The following is a 19,204-nucleotide window of genomic DNA, read 5'->3' as shown; positions in this document are numbered from 1 at the left end:
CGAATAAAACCCACCCCAGCTCCAAAAGCTACGGTAGGGTGCCTGTCTGCAACCTACGGTAATTGTAAGGGATAAATACTGTCAACAGCTCGCCGGAGGAGTAAAATCCAACTATTAAACCTAAAGGAGAAAGCTTGACTCACCTTACTGACCTGGTCTATCGCCTCTACGCCCGCAATCTGGAAAAGGCACTACCCACCGAATCTTTGCCGCGCCACGTAGGGGTAATTCTCGATGGGAATCGGCGTTGGGCACACCAGGTAGGGGCGCAATCTGAAACCGGACACAAAGTAGGCGCCGATAAAGCCCTCGAATTTTTAGGATGGAGCGAAGAAGTCGGAATCCCGGTAGTAACTCTCTGGATGCTATCCACTGATAATCTGCGGCGCTCCGGAGACGAACTGACGAAACTATTTGACATTATTTGCGGAGTGGTAGAGCAAATCGCTTCTTTGGATCGCTGGCACCTGCGCTTACTCGGCAATCTTTCCCTATTACCGGATCCGGTACAAACCCGCCTACGCGAGGCAGTGGCAGATTCATGCCAAGACTCTCCCCTAACCGTGAATATCGCAGTCGGCTATGGTGGACGCGAAGAAATTACCGAGGCCGTCCGGCAGTTACTACTAGAAAAAGCCCAGGCGGGCGCGGACTTAGAAACCGTAGCTCAAGAACTATCCGTAGACGAAATTACTTCCCACGTTTATACGGCCGGCCAGCCTGACCCAGATCTAGTTATTCGCACCTCGGGTGAACAGCGGTTATCTGGATTCTTGATGTGGCAGTCCACCCATTCGGAATACTACTTCTGTGAAGCCTTCTGGCCCGACTTCCGCAAAATCGACTTCTACCGAGCCCTGCGCGACTTCGCTCTCCGCGAGCGCCGCATGGGCAAATAAGAACTATTCCTGCTCGTCCACACGCTTAGATTTTTCGGCTGGCGAGTCAGCGTCCTGTTCCTCTTGCCGGGAGGCACGTTCGGCCTCGGCCACCTTCTGAATCTTAGTCTGTGCGCCTACCTCGAAATCAGTTTTGGCATCCCCCGGCAAAATCTGATTCGGATCCGCTGCTGCAAACTCGGACAGGGTATCTTGAATCTCTCTTTGCACCTGTTCTGCCTGTTCCGCATGGTCTTTAGCCGTATGCCGATCCCCGTCCTCTTCCGCAGCAGCCTTGGCCTCACGCGCCTCCGCCAAGTTCTGTGCACTGGGGCGAGCCGCCTCCGCTAGTTCCTTATCGAGCGAGCCGGGAGACCCTCCGGGACGATCCTTCTGGTAATTTAGCCGAATAAAACTGTCATATCCACGTAGGTACAGCACGGTAGTGTTCAAGAAAGCTAGGATCGGAACCGCGAAAATCGCACCCACGATCCCCATCGAAGCGCCGCCGCCGGCCACCGCCAGCAGCACCGCCACCGGATGCAGACTAACCGCATTAGACATTAATGCCGGTTGCAGCAGATTCGATTCCACCTGCTGAACCACCAAAATAATAACCAGCATTACAATCGCCGTGGTGAATCCCTTATCTACCAGGGCAATCGCTACCGCCATCATTCCCGAGAGGATCGCTCCCAAAATCGGTACGAAGGAGGCCAAGAACACCAAAATAGCTAGGGGAATCGCGAGCGGAACCCCAATCACATAGGCACCGCCCCCAATACCCACGGCATCAATCGCCGCTACCAGGCACTGGGTGCGAGTATAGGCACCGAGGGTGACCCAGCCGCGAATCGCCGCCTCATTTAAGGGATGACGCGCCGAACGCGGAGTCAACCGCAAAAACCACTGCCAAATTTTACGCCCATCTTTAAGGAAGAAAAATAGGCAAAACAGCGCGGTCAGCGCCCCGGTGAAGGCTCCCGCCACCGCAGACATAGTCCCTAAAGCATTAGATGCCAGCCAAGAAGCATTCTTGCGGGCATAGCTTTGGATCTGATCCTGGGCTTGCTCCCACAATCGGGTAGCCGTCTCGGTATCCATCTTTAGCGGACCGGTAGCTAGCCAGTGAATACCCTCATCCACGCCCTCTTTCGTATGGGCAATTAGATTAGGAAGTTCGCTAGCCAATTGGGTACTGGAGACCGAAATCATAGCAGTTACAATCCCCAACCCAATGATCAAGGTAAGCGCAGCCGCCAGAGTTCGTGGCAAATGTAATTTCACGTAGAAAATGCGCAACACCGGCTCAAATAGCACCGAAAGGAGCACGGCAATCGCTACCGGAACCACAATTACCTGGAATTTCGCCGCTACATACAGGAACCCACCGAAAGCGGCGGCCACCACTAACAGGCGCCAAGACCAATCCGCAGCCACCCGCAAAGTTAGCGGCACCGCTTCTTTTTCGGTAACCGGTTCACTATTAGGTTTCAAATCCACTAAATCCTGGTTATAGGATCCGTTCAATGCTGGAACAGAACTGGAACCTGATTGCTCCCTAGAAAGAGCACTAAGAAACCGGCGACCTGCTTGTGAAAATCGTTCGAGACGAGAATTCATAACTCAACCCTAGCAGTGCCCGGCAATTGCCAAGTAAATCACTCGCTAAGAGCGTGACGGATCTTACTTAGCCTAATCCAGAGATAACATTTCCCAAAAGCTACTAACTAACGAGTCATCCGGGAAATTGTCTCCCCAGACTCTTCGTCGATTAGGCTAAGCCCATCCAAAGTAAAACCATTTACCCGCAAAAAACGGCGTTTAACCTGGTCTGAACGTAACACCCAGGCTTGGGCAGGAGTATCAGCATCTAGTACGTAGTCCAACAGCCTCTGAGCTAGATCCGGGGAATAAAACTGACGGATAATCCCAAAGAACGCAATATCCAGGGCACGAGGCGCCGGTCCTAACTGATGATCGTTTTCGGGAGAAGCAGTTACATAGGCCATACCCACGACTTGCCTCCCCCGGGAAGCAAAAGCTATACGGCGTCCCTTAGTCTGCAAAATTTGCTGATGCCAGTAACTAAGGAGTGCTTCTTCACTGTGGTGTTGCCAAAAGCTGTCCGGAGCCTGACTGCCAATAGTTTCGATTAATATCCGGTGGTGTGCCATAGCCGCGCCGGCAGCATCAACCAAAGTCGGGGTTCTTACAATCACCGGCACAGTTAGGTTCCTTCCTAAAAAAGACTTCGGGGCGACTACAGCTTATAGTAGTCGCCCCAAAGCAAAGTTTTCTAGCTAGTTATCTGGTTAGTTATCGCGAAGAATCGCAATGATGCGCAAAATTTCGATATAGAGCCAAACCACCGTAACCATGATTCCCAGAGCACAGCTCCAAGCCATGTCTTTATCTGCTCCCAAACGCACGCCCTCGCGCACCATATCGAAATCAGAAATCAGCGACATAGCTCCGAAAATCACCGCAAATAAGCCCACCAGCAACCCCAGTGGCAGTCCAAAGAGAGTGATTTGATCCATATTGCCGAAAGCGCTGGCGGGAGTAACCATCGCTAAAACCATCGCCAGAAGCCGATATACAAGGATCGATACCACACCCAACAGCATGATTTTCATGAACTTGGAGTTCACCCGCACCAGCCCCGACTTAAACAACACCAGACAGGTAGCAAAAACCGCAGCAGTGCCGATCAATGCCTGGATAACAATCCCGGGGTAAGTATATTCAAAGAATGCGGAAATACCACCGATAAACAGTCCCTCAAAAAAGGAATAACCCAAGGTAATTGTCGCCGAAGGTTTACGACGGAAAGAATGTATCAAAACTAATGCGAAAGCTACTAGGGCGGAAACCGAGGAAATAGTGAGCATAGTTCCCGCATTCGCCGCTAGGTCACTCACTCCCCAAAACCACAAAGCTGCAGCTGCCAGTACCATTACTCCGAAGCTCAAACCAGTACGCACCAGCACGTCATCCAAGGTCATAGGACGAGAAACAGTCTGCGAAGCCCCCATATGCTGGGCTTGCGCAAAAGCAGGTTGGGAGTCAACACCGGGGGTAGCGGATTGTGGATAGGTCGAATAAGCGGAACGTGCATCCCCTCCCACCTGGTAGCCAGGCATTTCGGGATAACCGGCGGGAGTGCGACGCATCTGCTCGCCCACTTGATTCATAACCGGATTAGCCATCTGAATCTCTCTTTCTTCAGTTACCAGCCGCTTCCGTTTAGTAACTGTATAGTCAGCCACCGGCAAATGCCAGAGCTGGAAGCAGCGCCACTAAATAAATTAATAGCTAAAGTTTCTTAAAATTTTCTGGATGAGTGCCGCAAAAATCATGGACGGTACCCCCGGTCGGACTCGAACCGACACTGGACTGATTTTAAGTCAGCTGCCTCTACCGATTGGGCTACGGGGGCTTTAACAGGAAGTTTTACTTTCCCCGGTGTGCGCAACGCGCAACAGCCAAGTTTGTTTTACCAAAAGTGAACACCTTTTGTAAAGCGCCACTCCATATTAAACCTTAGGCATCCAAGATTGTCGAAACGAATAAACGCTAGCATGGTTTCATGCGTGAAAAACATGGAGATGACAACAAAGAATCCGCAGAAAAGGACGCCAAGCGAAATATCCATTATTTCCCCCTCGAGAAAGAGGTGGAAGAACTGGTCAGTCCCCCCGACTACCAGGATTTAGCGGCTCCTTCCCCCAAGGATTACAGCGAAGAATCTCCTCATGGGGTGATTACCTCCATAAAACGAGTATTAGCTAACGACATTGTAGCCGGGATGATTTTGGTCTTGGCTGCCCTCTTTGCTCTGCTTTTAGCCAATGCTCCCTCCCCAATTCGAGAAGGCTATATGACGCTTTCTAACTTAGAGTTCGGGCCAGAATCCCTGGGATTACGTCTAGCAGTACACGAGTGGGCGCAAGATGGGATTCTCACCCTGTTCTTCTTCACCGTCGGTCTGGAACTAAAACAAGAGTTCGCGGTGGGATCCCTCCACAACATTAAAGTGGCAGCCATGCCGATTATTGCAGCCGTCTTTGGCATGATTGGGCCTGCCTGTGTTTTTCTCCTAGGCACCGCAATTTCGGGAGATAACGCCTGGCACGGCTGGGCAATCCCCACCGCAACCGATATAGCATTTGCAGTGGCTATTTTGCAGATTTTCGGACGCGGACTTCCCCTAGCCGCCCGCACCTTCCTGCTAACCCTGGCAGTTGCGGATGACCTCGGCGGAATTCTAGTAATCGCCATATTCTACGCCACCGGAATGAAATTTATTTCCCTGCTGGCGGCATTTGTGTGCGCCGCACTTTTCGGTTTCCTCGCGCAAAAACGGTGGGGACGCTGGTGGATCTTAATCCCCCTCGGCATTGTTACCTGGTACTTCATGTTTGATTCCGGGGTGCATGCCACTATCTCCGGGGTGCTGTTGGGGATGACAGTTCCCGCTAAACAGCGCGCCGGCGAGACCACGCCGGAAACCGAACGTCTCACGGAAGCAGTCAATCCCTTTAGCGCGGGACTGGCAGTGCCGATCTTCGCTTTCTTCGCTGCCGGGGTAAATGTGGTGGATGTGGCAGGCGGCCCCTTCCACGTGATCACCCACCCGATTGCGCTCTCAGTGATGCTGGCAATGCCGATTGGAAAAGTGCTAGGAATCTTCGGTTCTGTGACTATTTTTACGAAACTGACTCCCCTCACCTTAGGGAAAGGCGTGGGTTTGCGGGATGTGCTCCCGGTTTCGATAACTGCCGGAATCGGTTTCACAGTAGCGTTGCTGATTTCCCACCTGGCCTTCAGAGGGGATGCCGAGCTTACCCAAGCCGGCTCCCTGGGAGTGTTAATGGGAACCTTCGCTTCAGTGATTCTCGCTGCGATCTCCCTGCAAATCCGGGTACGGCATTTAAAAGCTCAGGGCAAGATGTCGAACTAAGATATAACGCTACCTGGCGGTTCTACCTTAGTCGCTAGCTAAAGGAGGACGTTGCCCCCACTAAGTTAGCTAGATTATCTAGATGCCCGCTCACGTAGCTCCCAGGCGCCTTCACGCCCAGGTTTTTAATTTTCGAGGACGCGTGCCTGCTGCAGCAAAGCTGCAAAGTCCGGGGCATCCTGTTCAGCAGCCTCTAGGTAACGGCTAGGCAAGAGCACCCGGTTATATCCCAGGGAGGCTGCCTGCTCGAAGAATCCTGCTGACATTTTGCGCGGTGCCTTCAACAGGCCAGCGTTGGAGGCACCGGCTGCCAGCAGCCCTTCGCGTAGATGCAACGCTGCTAGGGCTTCACGCGGCTTTTGATAGGCTAGCGCTACCTTTAGCTGCTGCCCTTCCTGGGGAAGGGATACTAGATCCACGATCCGTTCAAAACCGAAACTGAAACCGACTGCGGGAACATCACGTCCGAGCCAGCGCCCTACCACCCCGTCATAGCGTCCGCCTCCACAAATCGAGGAGCCAGAGGCCGTATGGGATACCTCGAAAATCGGGCCAGTGTAATACCCCATGCCACGCACCAAAGTAGGGGTGAACGAAATCTTTATATCCGGAGCGATTTCCCTTACCTGAGAGGCAATTGCCCCCAGCTCAAAGAGCGGCAATTCGGCGCCTAGCGCGGGAACATTCACAGTTTCCACGTCACTGCCCAGTTCCAGCTCGGCGATACTACCTACTGCCTCTACTAGGGATTTGGCTTGGGAGTCGCTGGCAATTTCTTGCCCGACTAGCTCTTTGATAACTCCTTCTTCCCCGATTTTTTCCAGCTTATCTAGGGTGATAAAGGCGCTATCGTGCTTTTCTTCCGCTACCCCGGCCGCTTTCATTAACTCCCGCAGGAACCGGCGATCATTAAGCAAAATCGTGGAATCTTTATCTAGTCCCAGTTTGCCAATCGCGTTCCACATCGTCACGATAATTTCGACTTCCGCGCTAAAAGAAGCCTCTCCCAAAATATCAATATCCACCTGGTTGAACTGGCGGAAACGCCCCTTCTGTGGGCGCTCCGCGCGCCACACTGGCCCAGTCTGGAAAGCGCGGAACACGTTGGGCAGCTCTGCCTGGTGGCTGGCAAAGTAGCGGGTTAAGGGAAGAGTTAAGTCGTAGCGCAGCCCCAAATCCACTGCTTCAGCGGGCAAAACGCCTGCTTGTGGATCCATACCTCGCCGCATCACCTGGAAAATCATTTTCTCGTTTTCCCCACCTTGCCCTGACTGGAGCCGCTCGATTGGTTCCAGGGCCGGGGTTTCTATTTCCATGAACCCCAGAGAGGTATAGGTTTCACGCAAGACGCTAAGGACGCGTTCGCGCCAAGTTTTTTCGGTGGGTAAAAAGTCTCGCATTCCACGAGTCGCAACAATTTTTCCAGACATGGCTATCACTTTAGCATTGACGAAAGTTTTCACCTTGGGACTAAATAAAATCTTGCATGCACCAGTTATAGTTAAGATTTCAGATTAGTAAGGAAAAGTACCAGTGGTACCCCCAACGGGATTCGAACCCGTGTCTACGCCGTGAGAGGGCGGTGTCCTAGGCCTCTAGACTATGGGGGCCTGAAATAAGAACCAACAGGTTCCCATTTTCGCTGGGGTACCAGGACTTGAACCTAGAATGGCTGAACCAGAATCAGCTGTGTTACCGATTACACCATACCCCATGGGCTGCAAACCTTGGCTTGCGCCGGGCTGCAGTCATCTACTCTAACGCAGGCACTTAGGCAGCTTCAAATAATTTCCTTGTGTGACTAATCACCTGACGTTACGCCTGTTCTAGACGGTTTTCTAGTTTACGTAGACGCTTAATGGTGGAGTCCTTACCCAAAATTCCAATGGAATCAAACACCGGGATCGATACGTTAGAACCAGTAATCGCCATAAATAGCGGCTGGAAAGCAACGCGTGGCTTCAACCCCATCTCTTCGACCATTACCTGGCTCATAGCGGCTTTAACTGCCTGTGGATCCCCAATAGTGCCAACCTCGCCAACTTTGCCTGCCGGTAGGTCTGCTACTACCTTAGCCGCGGCGGCTAGTACCTGAGGGGCATTATCTTTAAGTTTACGGAGCGGTTTTTCTTGATATTCGACCTCGTCATCAGCGATAAACAGGAACCCTAGCAGGCTCTTGGCTTGGGAAAGTACCTGCAATCGGCTTTGAGCGAGCGGAGCGGCAGCTTCCAAAAGTTGTTTTTCTTTATCGGTTAAATCACCTAGCTTGTCCGCGCTCACGTATCCTCCGGCGTGCAGGTACGGAACAATCCGCTCAGTGAAATCACCGGTTTGCAGCAACCGAATATGGTCAGCGTTAATCGCCAGAGCCTTCTTAGAGTCAAAACGCGCCGGATTGGGGTTGACGTCCTCGATATCGAAGGCTGCGATCATTTCTTCTTTACTAAACACATCCCGATCTGCAGATAAAGACCACCCTAGGAGGGCTAAATAGTTCACTAATCCTTCGGGGATCATTCCGTTTTCCCGGTGTAAAAGCAGATTTGATTCGGGATCCCGCTTAGACAGTTTCTTGTTGCCCTCCCCCATTACATAGGGCAAGTGCGCGAACTGAGGGATCTGATCTGCGATCCCCAACTCGATAAGGGCACGGTAGAGCACAATTTGGCGAGGGGTGGATGCAAGTAGGTCTTCGCCGCGCAGCACATGGGTAATATGCATCAGGGCGTCATCTACCGGGTTTACCAGGGTGTAGAGGGGATCGCCACCGCCGCGCACAATCACATAGTCCGGAACAGAACCGGCTTGGAAAGTAATGTCTCCACGCACCAGGTCATGGAAAGTAATGTCTTCATCGGGCATCCGCATCCGTAGAACCGGTTGGCGCCCCTCCGCGCGGAAAGCGGCGATTTGTTCTTCCGTAAGATTGCGGTCATAGCCGTCGTAGCCCAGATGCGGGTTACGTCCAGCAGCTTTATGACGCGCCTCGATTTCCTCGGGAGTGGAATAGGATTCGTAGGCATACCCCCCGGCAAGCAGCTTATCTGCTACCTCTTTATAGATATCCATACGTTCGCTTTGCCGGTAGGGACCGTAGGGACCGCCTTTGCCGACGCCTTCGTCCCAATCTAGACCCAGCCAACGTAAAGACTCTAGAATTTGCTGGAAGGATTCTTCCGAGTCACGTTTCGCGTCGGTGTCCTCGATCCGGAAAACGAAAGTTCCCCCAGTATGGCGCGCATATGCCCAGTTAAATAGGCAGGTACGCACCATTCCCACATGCGGGGTACCAGTGGGTGAAGGGCAAAACCGCACCCGAATAGGGGAAGTAGCATCCGGATTCATACCTAAAATCTCCTTGCGTAAAATCGTTAGTTCCCCTTGATTCTACTTCGCGTCCGCCCGGATTCTCGAACCTGGGTTCGTTATTCGCCACCTCCTGCGCTAACCACCATATTTTCCATCTGCCCCACCCCGGTGATAGTAGTTTCTAGGTGCTGTCCGGCACGCAGTGATTGCGGTAATTCGATTCCGCCTACGATTACCACGTCCCCGGGTAGCAGGGTCATCATGGCGCTCACTTTAGCGAATACCTCTGCGGCTTTTACAGGAAACTCGCCGCTGTTAGCCCTGGCTACCTCTTGCTCGGAAACGTTAGCACTAATGGTGACATCATCGGGATTAAAACCAGGGTCAACCACAATCCACGGACCTATCACGGCAGAAGTATCCCAAGCCCTACCTTGAGAAAAACTGATGTCTTCCCCTTCGCTCGCAAAGTCTATCCCGATAGTCCAGCCGGCGATTAGCGATCCCACTTGCTCGGGGGTGACATTTTTACAAATAGTTTTAGCGACTGCTGCTAGCCCCACAAAGGCGCGTGCCGTGCTACCTCCCCAAGCAGGAATAGCGACAGGATCATCTGGTCCAATCACCGAAGTATTGGGTTTAATCGCCACCTGGGGCCACTGCCCTACTCCTCCTGCTGATCCAGCCAGATTTGCGCAGCAGCTGACTGCTTTTGAGCGGGGAATAACCGGAGACAGTAACCGCGCCTCTTCTAAGTTATAGAGCTGTCCAGAAGGTTCCACCTTTTGGAATAAGGGATCACCTTTGAGGGCGACTATCCGCTCACTGTCATCCTCTAAAGCTCCATAAATAGGGTTGGCATCTATCCGAAATCGCACAATCTTCATAGAGCCAAGCATAGCGTCCTTGCTAAAGTAGAAAGGATGAGCCAAGGAGGAACGCGTGAGTAACAATACCCAGGAACCGGTGTGGCGCCGCCTTGCAGGCGCGATGTTCACCTCCCCGCATCCCCAGATAGCTCCTGGAGCTGACCTAGGGATTTGTATCGAGATGGATGGCAGTTTCCATCCTTTACGCCGAGAGGTTTCTGGAACTTGGACTCGCAATCGCGCCAGTTGGCGTGACCTTTGCCAAACTAAATGGGAGTCGGTTTCGGCCGGTTTAGATAGGGCACAGCTGAGCTGCCTACGGCAGGTGGCCGGGCTATTAGAACAGGCTCCTCTGCGGTTGTCCTCGGAGGATGCCGCGCAGGTATCCTCTGCTATTCGCACTTTAGCGCGCGCAGGATTTTCTTTTGCGCTCGGCACTGAGCCCCTCACTCCTTTGCGGTTTTCCCCGATTCTGGCGTGTCCTTTCCTAGACATCTCCGCCCCGGGGGACGTGGCGCTGCGTTTTGGGATTGATTTTTCTGCCGGCAACGATCCGGCTGGGCGCACAGTGGCCGCTACCTGCGTAGCGGCCGGTCTTGAACTGGTAGCCAGCGCGGAACTGGGGTGTTTTGCCCTGTGGGATGATCGCTTCGGAGCGCTCAACCGGGTGTTGGGGGCAAAACCGGTGCGCGTACCGCCAGCGGATTTAGCGGATTTTTTGTTACAAGATTTTCCGCGCCTAACCGAAAGTTTCCCGGTTTATTCTTTGGATGACAGTTTCGAGTTCCCCAATTATCGCTACCTGCTAGAAGTGGGAACTTCCCGGGCAGAGGATCTTTACCGCATTCATTTGCGCGGAATGCGTGAGCTTGCGGGACAAAAGATTGAAACCAGTGCTCTGCCTGACCAAATTGCAGAGCTGAAAACCCAGGTAACTAAATGGTTGCGCCGCCAAGAAGGAGTTTTTACTTTTGATAGTTTTCTTTCTTGCCCGGCTCACCGCATTAACCAGCTATTGGATGAGTTGGAAACCGTTTTTGACGGTCACATTTTAGAGGTTAGCCGCCAAGGTATTCCCCGTTCATTTTTAGAAAGGGGCGGGAAAATCATCGTGGATTTATCCCCCAACACTTACGGTTGGTTCACCCCGAAAGTAGTTTTACGTTTAGGTGAACGTGACTTTACGTCCTCCGAACTTGCCCAGATTCGCAAGCAGGGCGGGCTTATCGATGCCGATACGTATCTCAGTGAAGCTGATCTGGATCACCTGACGCTGCTTTGTGAGCGAGCTAGCCTTAATCGGCGTGGTATCCACCCGGCGATTATTGATCTCGCCCAGATCCTGGAAGGTACGCAGGCGCAGGTGCGCGGCATAGAAGCGTGGAAGGCACGCAAACTGAAGTTACCGCCGATAGCTCCACCGCATACCGCTAAACTGCGTGAATATCAACACACGGGTGTGTCTTGGCTGCTGGCGCAACTATCCATTGGACCGGGTGCGGTACTTGCTGATGAAATGGGATTAGGAAAAACCCTGCAGATTTTAGCAGCGATTAAATCCTTACCCACCTCGAACCCGGTGTTGGTAGTAGCTCCTACGTCGGTAATTAATGTTTGGGAGTCCCAAGCACAGCGTTTTTATCCCGAGATAGAGGTGCGGGCACTGCGTAGCGGCACCGAGATTGAGGAAGGCTTTAGCGGGGCAGATTTAGTGATTACCTCCTACGGGTTGCTGCGTCGTCATGCAGAGGCATTTTTGCAGTTTCAGTGGCAAGGGGTGATTTGTGACGAGGCGCAGCTGGTAAAGAATCCGCGTACCCAAGCGTGGCGCGTCCTGGCAGATTTGCGCCGCGAGTGGACGATTTGTGCTACTGGCACTCCCCTAGAGAATTCTTTAGCCGATTTACATGCGATTTTATCTTTGGCGCAACCAGGCACGTTGCTTTCGCGGGAACAGTTTGCTGCTCTGCAGCTGCGCGGGCTTAGCCAGGTGCGTTCACTGGTTGCTCCCTACATGTTGCGACGCACTAAAGCTGAGGTGGCACCAGATTTACCCCCGAAGATTGAACAGGTTTTGCGGGTTGATTTAGAGCCGGGACATAGCGCCGCCTATCGAGAACTAGAAACCCAGGCGCGCCACCAGGTTAGCGGGTTGTTGCAATCTGGGGATCGGATGTCGATTTTGGCGGCACTGACAGCGCTACGGCGAGCCAGCTTAGATCTACGTCTGGTGGGAGGACGTGCAGGAATAACCAGCGCGAAAACTAACGCCCTGGTGGAACAGTTGCAGGCAATACCCGGCCATAAAGCATTAGTATTTTCCCAGTTCACCTCCTATTTAAAGTTAATTAAAGAGGCTTTGGAGCAAGCGGGAATAAAAACCGCCTATCTGGATGGGTCTACTCGGCAGCGCGACCAGGTTGTGAAGGAGTTTTCTGAGGGAGACGCGCAAGCTTTCTTGATTTCGCTGCGGGCAGGGGGCACGGGGCTTACTTTGACTGCCGCCGACTATGTCTTTGTGATGGATCCGTGGTGGAACCCGGCAGTCGAAGAGCAGGCAATCGATCGCGCTCACCGTATTGGGCAAGAACGTCCAGTCAATGTCTACCGCCTAGTGGCTAAAGGAACCATCGAAGAAAAAGTCTCCCAACTGCAAGCGCGCAAGCGCGACCTCTTTACTTCAATCGTTAAATCTTCTGGCTCCCTAACTGAACTTGCTAGTTCCCTGTTAATGGAAAATAACGATAAGAACTAGACATCATAGCGGGGGCACTTATATGCGCCGGTAGCTGATTTTTTCGCGTTCCCTAGAGCGAAAAAGAAGGCTTTTCCTAGAAAATAAAGAGGCGACAGAGGAAAGGAATAACTATGAAGACCTTGGAACTTTTGCAGAATCGGCGCTTCCCTGCAGCACTATAATCCAGCAATTAACCACACGGTGCAGCAAATGTTCGACCTGCCCGAAAGCTGGATGTTAGACGCGCAAATGCCGTTTGGGGTTGCCAGCGATGAGCCGTAACCCAAGCAGCTGCGAGACATTTGCCAGCGGGTAATCCAGTGCCCTCACCAAACTTCAATACGGTACCGCCTTTTGAAACTCACACTCCCCTAGGAACAGTGGTTATTTCAAAAGTAGAACCTTTAAGTCTGCGCCAATTGCTTCGTTGATAGGGTGGGAAAGATGAAGAAAACGAATAGGCGCGGACTGGAAATACTGTTAGCTCTGGTGATGATGGCTCGTGGCACTTCGTTTATATTCAGTAAATTGCTATTAGAAACCATGAGCACTTTTAACGTTTTGGCGCTGCGTTTTGGGATTGCTTTCCTGGTACTGGCTGCGTTGTTTGCTCGCCACCTCTATCGCACGAGCCGAAAAGTATGGCTAGCAGGATCCCTAATTGGATTCTTGTATTTCCTGGTGATGTCGTTAGAGCTTACCGCTTTAACCATGGCAGATACCGGTTCGGTAGCGCTCACCGAACATACCAGCATTGTGATGGTGCCGCTTGCAACTGCCGCTTTATCCAGGGGACGCCCGAATCTCGTAATGCTGCTATCGGCTTTCCTGGCGGTTACCGGCGTGGGGATGCTGACGCTGCCCGGAGGAAATCTCTCTGCCGGGCTGTTGATCGCTCTCCTGTCAGCCATCTGTTACGCAGTAACCATCATCGTGACTGATCGATTAACCCACAGCCCCGCAGAAGGATTCGCGGTCGGCATTATTCAGCTGGGTACGCTAGCACTGCTAGCTAGCATCGCAAGTTTATTTTTAGAATCCCCGCATTTACCTTCTTCTTCGGCACAATGGGGCATGCTAGCAGTGTTAGTAGTGGTGTGCACGGTTTTTGGTTTTACTTTTCAACCAGTTGCTCAGGCACGAGTATCGGCAGAGATTACCGGACTACTATCAGCATTAAACCCGGCGGTAGCCGCAATATTAGGAGCCCTCGTACAACACGAACAGTTCGGCTGGCTAGGGGTGCTTGCGGTTGCGCTAATCCTAATCGCGATTACTCTTCCCAGCTGGCTGCGCATCCTCACCCCGAAAGCCATAAACCGTTCAGCGGATTAACGGTACTAAGAAACCCGCGACCGCTCGCCTGAAAACTGCGATTACCGTAATAGCTCCCACTTATATTGCGAACAACCTTTCTCCCTAAAGGTAGCGGCGACGCATGATAATTATGCCTCCTAGCGCTACCCCCAGGACGCAAATCCCCAAAAGCGAAGCTGCACCACTACCCGTATGGACGACTTCCTCTGGCACTGGCGGGGTTGTAGGTGGAGTCACCGGAGGCGTTACTGGTGGAGTTACCGGCGGAGTGGAAGGGGGAGTCACCGGGGGCGGGGGCGGCAGGAAAGTGTTAGTGAAGGACACCAGGTTAACCCCATCGTTTTGCTCGGCTTGGGCGACTTGGCTGACTTTAAACTTGCCCGCAAGCTCTTCCGGCAAGTTCTCTGTCACTTTATAGGTAAGTGGTACCCGCTCTTCGGGTTTCTTCTCTACGTCTGCTGGCGTATATTTCGGTAACTTCTCGAGGACAAATTGGAAGTCTTTGCCCTCTCCTTGCTTAAAACTATCGACCCGCAGGTACCTCCGCACCGGCTCGGTCGCTATTTTCTTCTTTCTTTGCCAGGTTTCCACTTTGAAGTTATCGATGTAATCGCGTATATCGATATCTTTAAGCAGGTCAAGCCCGCCCTCCCAGTGTTTTTTAACCAGTAAATCCAGGTAAGGGATAATCTCGGTTTCCGAATCAGGAATCCGATTATAAATCGGCTGATCCCCCAAGTTTTTCAGCTTAACCTGGAACTTGATAGCGAGTTTTCGTTCCGCAGGAATCTTAATCGCCTTATTAAAACCAAACTCTGCTACCTGGGTTTTAGCGTTATCTAGCAGCCTAATCTCCCGAGTACCCGGATCATAACTAGCTGTAAAGTCGGGAGCTACTTCTTCGCCCTCCATTACTTTGAGGGATCCAGGAACCAGCTCTAAGCGTTGATCGAGTTTATCGACTACCGTGACCTTATTCTTAAATCCCATCTCCACATATTTGCCATACGCCACCACCAGGCGGTGGTCTCCCGGGATCTTCGCGTTAATCTTGTAGTCGATTACGTCTCCCTTACTGGCATAGGCTTTCTTCCCATCCTCACCAATCGGATACTTGGCCTGGTCAATCACTTTGGCAAAACTTGGTTTTTTCGGTACCAGTAATAACAGCGGCGTCTTGTAACCAAGCAAAGCGCGAGAGCTAGCGTCATCGCTAAAGCGCTCATCGGTACCACCATAAGGATTAGCCCACACTTCATTATCACTGTTGGCCTGCAGCATCCCCATAGTTAGGCGCCCGTCTTTGGCCAAGCGAACTCCGTAATGTAGGGACAGGTCGTAGTCTTTTATGAAGGCTGGCGCCGCGTCCTCAATCCGAACCGTATAGTCCCCTGGGGTTACCGCCTTAAACAAACTTGCCGGAAAATCATAGGCGGTTTTGGTGGCAGTAGATTTTGCGACCAGCTTCCCGCGCTGGTCATAGAGCCCTAAAGTAAACCCGGCTTTCGCATAGGAAGTTGCAAAAGAGTCATACTTGACGCTTTCAATATTTGAAGTCAGGACATATACCTTTTTCCCAATGGTAACCGTCAAAGTATTAGTTGCCGAATCAAATTTTTGCTCCGCAATCGCATAATATATGTAGGAATTCGGCAGGCTAGGTAAAGACAGTGTCGCCCCTTCTGGAACTCCAGTGGCTTTAATATCGAAGGAATAATCACCGCTAGCCGTAGGCAATAAAAGCTGTTTTTCAGCCTGGGCATCGGGCTTACCCCCGATATTAAACTTCCAAATATCATTTTTCCCTAGCACCTCTAGGGGACGCTTAATAGTCACGTGATAAGTCTGGTTCACCAGCTTTAGCGGCTTTAACACCAGCTGGAACCCCTCACCCTTGGCCGATACTTTTTGCACCGAATACAAGGTTTTCCGCCCACCATCTTTCAAGGTAACGGTCGGAAAATCTGCTTGCGTTGCCGGAACCAGCAAGCTTGGAGCGAACTTGCCGTTATCGTCATAAGCTACCGTTTTTAGGAAACCGTAACCAGCAGAATCCTTCGTGACCGTAACCGCCTCATTTTTCTTCCTAACCGGGTCATAGAGTAGAAGTTCAAAGGATTCGGCAGTACCCGCAAGGGCTTTACCGGCTTCATCGATCATGGCAATCTCGTAGCGCGCCGAGATTTTTTCTTTAAAAGTCATCCGCATTTCCGGGGTACCATCAGAGCCCGCCGCAACCTTGACTTTTACCGACTCCCCTACCTGCGAAAAACCTTTCTTTACCGAAAAAGTTATTTGCTTGCCTATGGGATAATCTGCGGCGTCGAGGGCGAATTCAATCTCGCATTTTCGCAACCCATTTTCTAAGGTTTTGTCCGAGGTAACGTCGTCCCCCTCGACCTCGTAGGAGTCAGCGAACCAGCCAGTGCCTTCTTGGATTTCTAAATCGGTACAGTTAGCCCGAGTATAGATAGTCGCATAGAGGGCGGCGGTGTCTTCCTCCTCGTCACCAGCAGCCTGAGCCAGGGGAGATAAAAACGCCATCCCCAGGATCAGAGCGACGATAACGCCGATCAGGCAAAGATTTGCGGTTTTTCTATTCATCTTCCCCACTTGCGGTAGCAGTATTTCGACCTGTTTCCAGGATAAAGTCCATTTCGGCATTAACTGGCATCCCCAGAATATCTTGCCGGGCGAGCTAAAAGTAATACGAGGAAAAAAGTCCCATCCCCCTCACCCTGCAGACGAGACTAGAAAACCATGTGAAAACACTTCAGAAGAATTATTCTTTTTCCTATTTACCTGTGAAAATAGCCTATTTATTCCTTTGGCAACCTTTTATTTGCAGGATGCAGTAATGCTGCGTAGGATGCACTTCGTGGCTAGAACACAACGCCATTACTTTAACTATGCGGCGGTTATCTTGTCCGGGTTCCTCATTGCCCTACTGATAGGAACCTGCCTATTGATGTTGCCACTTTCAACTGTACATGTCGGGGGATTGCCGCTGCTTCCGGCACTATTTACTGCAACTTCTGCTTTATGCGTTACTGGGCTGACCATTGTAGATACCGCCACCTACTGGACAGATTTTGGAAAAATTGTAATCCTGACGCTCATCCAAGTGGGCGGCTTTGGAGTGATGAGCTTTGCGGCGGTACTTGCCCAAGCGGTTGTTCGCCGAGAAAATCACAGCACTAACCTGGCTTCCGCAGCCGAGCGGCGCAGTGGAACTGGCAGAATAAGCACCCTACTGCGACGTGTTCTAGCCGTTTCCCTATTGATTGAGCTATTCACCGCGATTCCCCTAACGATTCGCTTCCTTTCCTTAGGATATTCCCCACCCCGTGCCCTCTGGCATGGAATATTTCATGCGGTATCAGCTTTTAATAACGCAGGATTCGCGCTCTATTCCGATAATCTGTCATCTTTCGTAGGTGACTGGGGAATCTGCCTGCCCCTAATGGTAGCAATCATTATCGGAGGTCTAGGGTTCCCTGTCCTCTTTGAACTGCGCACTTGCCCTCTCAAACCCTACAGCTGGTCTTTGCACTCACGGATGGTGTTAGCAGGCAGTACAGGATTGTTACTGTTTTCTTCCCTGGTGGTGACGGCTTTCGAGTGGCACAACCCCAAAACCCTGGGCAAGCTTCCAAGTGCAGATGCGATTCTTGCCGGGATTTTCCAAGCGGTACAAACCCGCACTACCGGCTTTAACTCAATTGATATCGGTCAGATGCACGAATCTACTTTGTTCGCCATGGATACTTTCATGTTTATCGGAGCCGGACCGGCCGGAACCGCGGGCGGTATTAAAATCACTACCATGTTTGCCCTTTTAGCTGTGGTAGCTGCGGTTATTCGCGGTCGACGTCAAGCAGTGGTCTTTGGGAAAAGTATCTCGCCGGAGGTTGCCCACCAAGCGGTAGCTGTTGTGGTGCTGGCCTTTATCTTGACCGCTACCGCCACCATTGCCATCCTGTTTTTAACCCAGTTCACTTTGTCGGAAACTCTATTTGAAGTACTTTCAGCGTTTGGTACCGTGGGATTATCTACGGGAATAACACCGCAACTTAACAATCCTTCGCAACTAATCCTGATAACTTTGATGATTATTGGACGCCTAGGCCCGATTACAGTGGCTACTGCCCTTGCCTTCGCCCCTAGCGCCTCCAACATTTCCTTCCCCACAGAAAGGCCGATCATTGGTTAACTTCGCAAAACCTACATACGCGGTTCTCGGTTTAGGACGTTTCGGTTCTGCGGTTGCGCGCGAGTTAATGTCCGACTATGCCGCGGTTATCGGCATTGATTTAAACGAGACGATAGTAAATCGCAATAACGGCATCTTGAGCCAGGTGGCTCAAACTGACGCCACCGATATTGCCTCGATTACTGAACTAGGAGTAGCCGATTGCGACGGAGTAGTAGTCGGTATCGGCGGCCCCCACGTAGAGGCTTCCATCTTGGCTTGTTCTTTGCTTACCGATATGGGGGTGAAAAACCTGTGGGCAAAATCCTCCGGCACTGCTCACGGACGTATTTTAGAGCAGATTGGGGTTCCCCATATCGTCCACCCCGAAGTAGCGATGGGGCGCCGGGTGGCTCACTTGGTACGCGGGGTAAATATTGACTACGTTGAACTATCTGCTGGAACCGCAATGGTCAGAACCATCCTCCCCAAGTCGGCGGCCGGCCCTCTAAATGAGGTTGACCTCTGGAACCGACACGGGGTAAAAATAGTGGCGGTTTTGCGTCAAAATCAATGGCAACCGGTACTACAGGACATCGAACTTACCGAGGGCGACCAAGTACAGATTTACGGTAGCGCAAAGCAGGTAGAAAAGTTCGCTCGCCTTTCTCCCCGCCTATAGGTAGCGCAAAAGCCAATTCTAAACGACACCCTATCGATAACCCGCGACCCTGATGCCAGGTTCTCAGCTCCCCGTAGAATAGCCAATTCACCACTAGGCTAGTCACCCGTGGAATAACTATTCGATATATCGCATTTCTTCATGCCTCTCCCTTAATGTCGGGTAGATTACCCGGAAACTATTTGACTCATGAGGGGGCACCCAGGCTACCCTATATTAGGCAAGGCTTACCTAATGCATTAATTCAAAGA

13 protein-coding genes and 3 tRNA genes are annotated in these 19,204 nt (G+C 51.7%); 6 read left to right on the top strand and 10 right to left on the bottom strand.

Features of this window, described 5'->3' with window-relative positions; translation table 11 throughout:
• Nucleotides 1-134 precede the first annotated feature (134 nt).
• Entirely contained in the window at nucleotides 135-899 is a 765-nt protein-coding gene (locus tag EFB02_RS08140) for an isoprenyl transferase (protein WP_122821091.1), read from the top strand.
• A gap of 3 nt (nucleotides 900-902) precedes the next feature.
• Here EFB02_RS08140 and EFB02_RS08135 read toward each other — a convergent pair whose 3' ends face one another.
• The 4 genes from EFB02_RS08135 to EFB02_RS08120 all read right to left on the bottom strand — a co-directional run bounded on the left by EFB02_RS08135 (nucleotide 903) and on the right by EFB02_RS08120 (nucleotide 4,320).
• On the bottom strand, nucleotides 903-2,501 hold the full coding sequence (locus EFB02_RS08135) for an AI-2E family transporter (protein WP_122821090.1): 1,599 nt from the start codon (nucleotides 2,499-2,501) through the stop codon (nucleotides 903-905).
• A gap of 107 nt (nucleotides 2,502-2,608) precedes the next feature.
• Nucleotides 2,609-3,106: a hypothetical protein gene (locus EFB02_RS08130; RefSeq protein ID WP_122821089.1), complete on the bottom strand. Its 498-nt coding sequence runs from the start codon at nucleotides 3,104-3,106 to the stop codon at nucleotides 2,609-2,611.
• A gap of 87 nt (nucleotides 3,107-3,193) precedes the next feature.
• Nucleotides 3,194-4,150, bottom strand: coding sequence for a Bax inhibitor-1/YccA family protein (locus tag EFB02_RS08125; protein ID WP_122821088.1), 957 nt, complete (start codon nucleotides 4,148-4,150; stop codon nucleotides 3,194-3,196).
• Nucleotides 4,151-4,246: 96 nt separating this feature from the next.
• Nucleotides 4,247-4,320: transfer RNA gene (locus EFB02_RS08120), tRNA-Leu, on the bottom strand.
• 150 nt (nucleotides 4,321-4,470) lie between these two features.
• Between EFB02_RS08120 and nhaA the strand changes: the two genes are divergently transcribed.
• Entirely contained in the window at nucleotides 4,471-5,844 is a 1,374-nt protein-coding gene (gene nhaA / locus EFB02_RS08115; RefSeq protein ID WP_122821087.1) for a Na+/H+ antiporter NhaA, read from the top strand.
• 125 nt (nucleotides 5,845-5,969) lie between these two features.
• Here the strand turns inward: nhaA and EFB02_RS08110 are convergent, their stop codons facing one another.
• The 5 genes from EFB02_RS08110 to EFB02_RS08090 form a co-directional block, all read right to left on the bottom strand.
• Nucleotides 5,970-7,307 (bottom strand): histidine--tRNA ligase, encoded by a 1,338-nt coding sequence (locus tag EFB02_RS08110; RefSeq protein WP_160115405.1) that lies wholly within the window; start codon nucleotides 7,305-7,307, stop codon nucleotides 5,970-5,972.
• A gap of 71 nt (nucleotides 7,308-7,378) precedes the next feature.
• Nucleotides 7,379-7,454 (bottom strand) — tRNA-Glu (locus tag EFB02_RS08105).
• Nucleotides 7,455-7,486: 32 nt separating this feature from the next.
• A tRNA-Gln gene (locus EFB02_RS08100) sits at nucleotides 7,487-7,558 on the bottom strand.
• A gap of 101 nt (nucleotides 7,559-7,659) precedes the next feature.
• Nucleotides 7,660-9,192, bottom strand: coding sequence for a glutamate--tRNA ligase (gltX, locus tag EFB02_RS08095; RefSeq protein WP_122821085.1), 1,533 nt, complete (start codon nucleotides 9,190-9,192; stop codon nucleotides 7,660-7,662).
• 80 nt (nucleotides 9,193-9,272) lie between these two features.
• Nucleotides 9,273-10,154 carry a fumarylacetoacetate hydrolase family protein gene (locus EFB02_RS08090; protein WP_160115404.1) on the bottom strand — a complete coding sequence of 294 codons (882 nt, stop codon included), beginning with the start codon at nucleotides 10,152-10,154 and terminating at the stop codon, nucleotides 9,273-9,275.
• Here EFB02_RS08090 and EFB02_RS08085 point away from each other — a divergent pair.
• On the top strand, nucleotides 10,099-12,780 hold the full coding sequence (locus EFB02_RS08085) for a DEAD/DEAH box helicase (RefSeq protein WP_160115403.1): 2,682 nt from the start codon (nucleotides 10,099-10,101) through the stop codon (nucleotides 12,778-12,780). The two genes, EFB02_RS08090 and EFB02_RS08085, sit on opposite strands and share 56 nt — an antisense overlap.
• Nucleotides 12,781-13,206: 426 nt before the next feature.
• On the top strand, nucleotides 13,207-14,097 hold the full coding sequence (locus EFB02_RS08080; RefSeq protein WP_122821082.1) for a DMT family transporter: 891 nt from the start codon (nucleotides 13,207-13,209) through the stop codon (nucleotides 14,095-14,097).
• An 84-nt stretch (nucleotides 14,098-14,181) separates the two neighbouring features.
• On the opposite strand, the gene EFB02_RS08075 is transcribed toward EFB02_RS08080, so the two are convergent.
• Entirely contained in the window at nucleotides 14,182-16,683 is a 2,502-nt protein-coding gene (locus tag EFB02_RS08075) for an isopeptide-forming domain-containing fimbrial protein (protein ID WP_160115402.1), read from the bottom strand.
• A 274-nt stretch (nucleotides 16,684-16,957) separates the two neighbouring features.
• Between EFB02_RS08075 and EFB02_RS08070 the strand changes: the two genes are divergently transcribed.
• Together EFB02_RS08070 and EFB02_RS08065 are read left to right on the top strand one after the other, a co-directional pair.
• The gene (locus tag EFB02_RS08070; RefSeq protein ID WP_200831588.1) at nucleotides 16,958-18,292 is read left to right on the top strand and encodes a TrkH family potassium uptake protein; all 1,335 of its coding nucleotides are present in this window, start codon (nucleotides 16,958-16,960) and stop codon (nucleotides 18,290-18,292) included.
• Nucleotides 18,285-18,953, top strand: coding sequence for a potassium channel family protein (locus EFB02_RS08065; protein WP_147471056.1), 669 nt, complete (start codon nucleotides 18,285-18,287; stop codon nucleotides 18,951-18,953). The genes EFB02_RS08070 and EFB02_RS08065 overlap by 8 nt, the downstream gene beginning before the upstream one ends.
• Nucleotides 18,954-19,204 lie beyond the last annotated feature (251 nt).

The sequence above is a fragment of the Varibaculum vaginae genome (assembly GCF_900604285.1).
GTDB lineage: Bacteria > Actinomycetota > Actinomycetes > Actinomycetales > Actinomycetaceae > Varibaculum > Varibaculum vaginae.
This window is presented reverse-complemented; position numbering and strand designations above follow the sequence as displayed.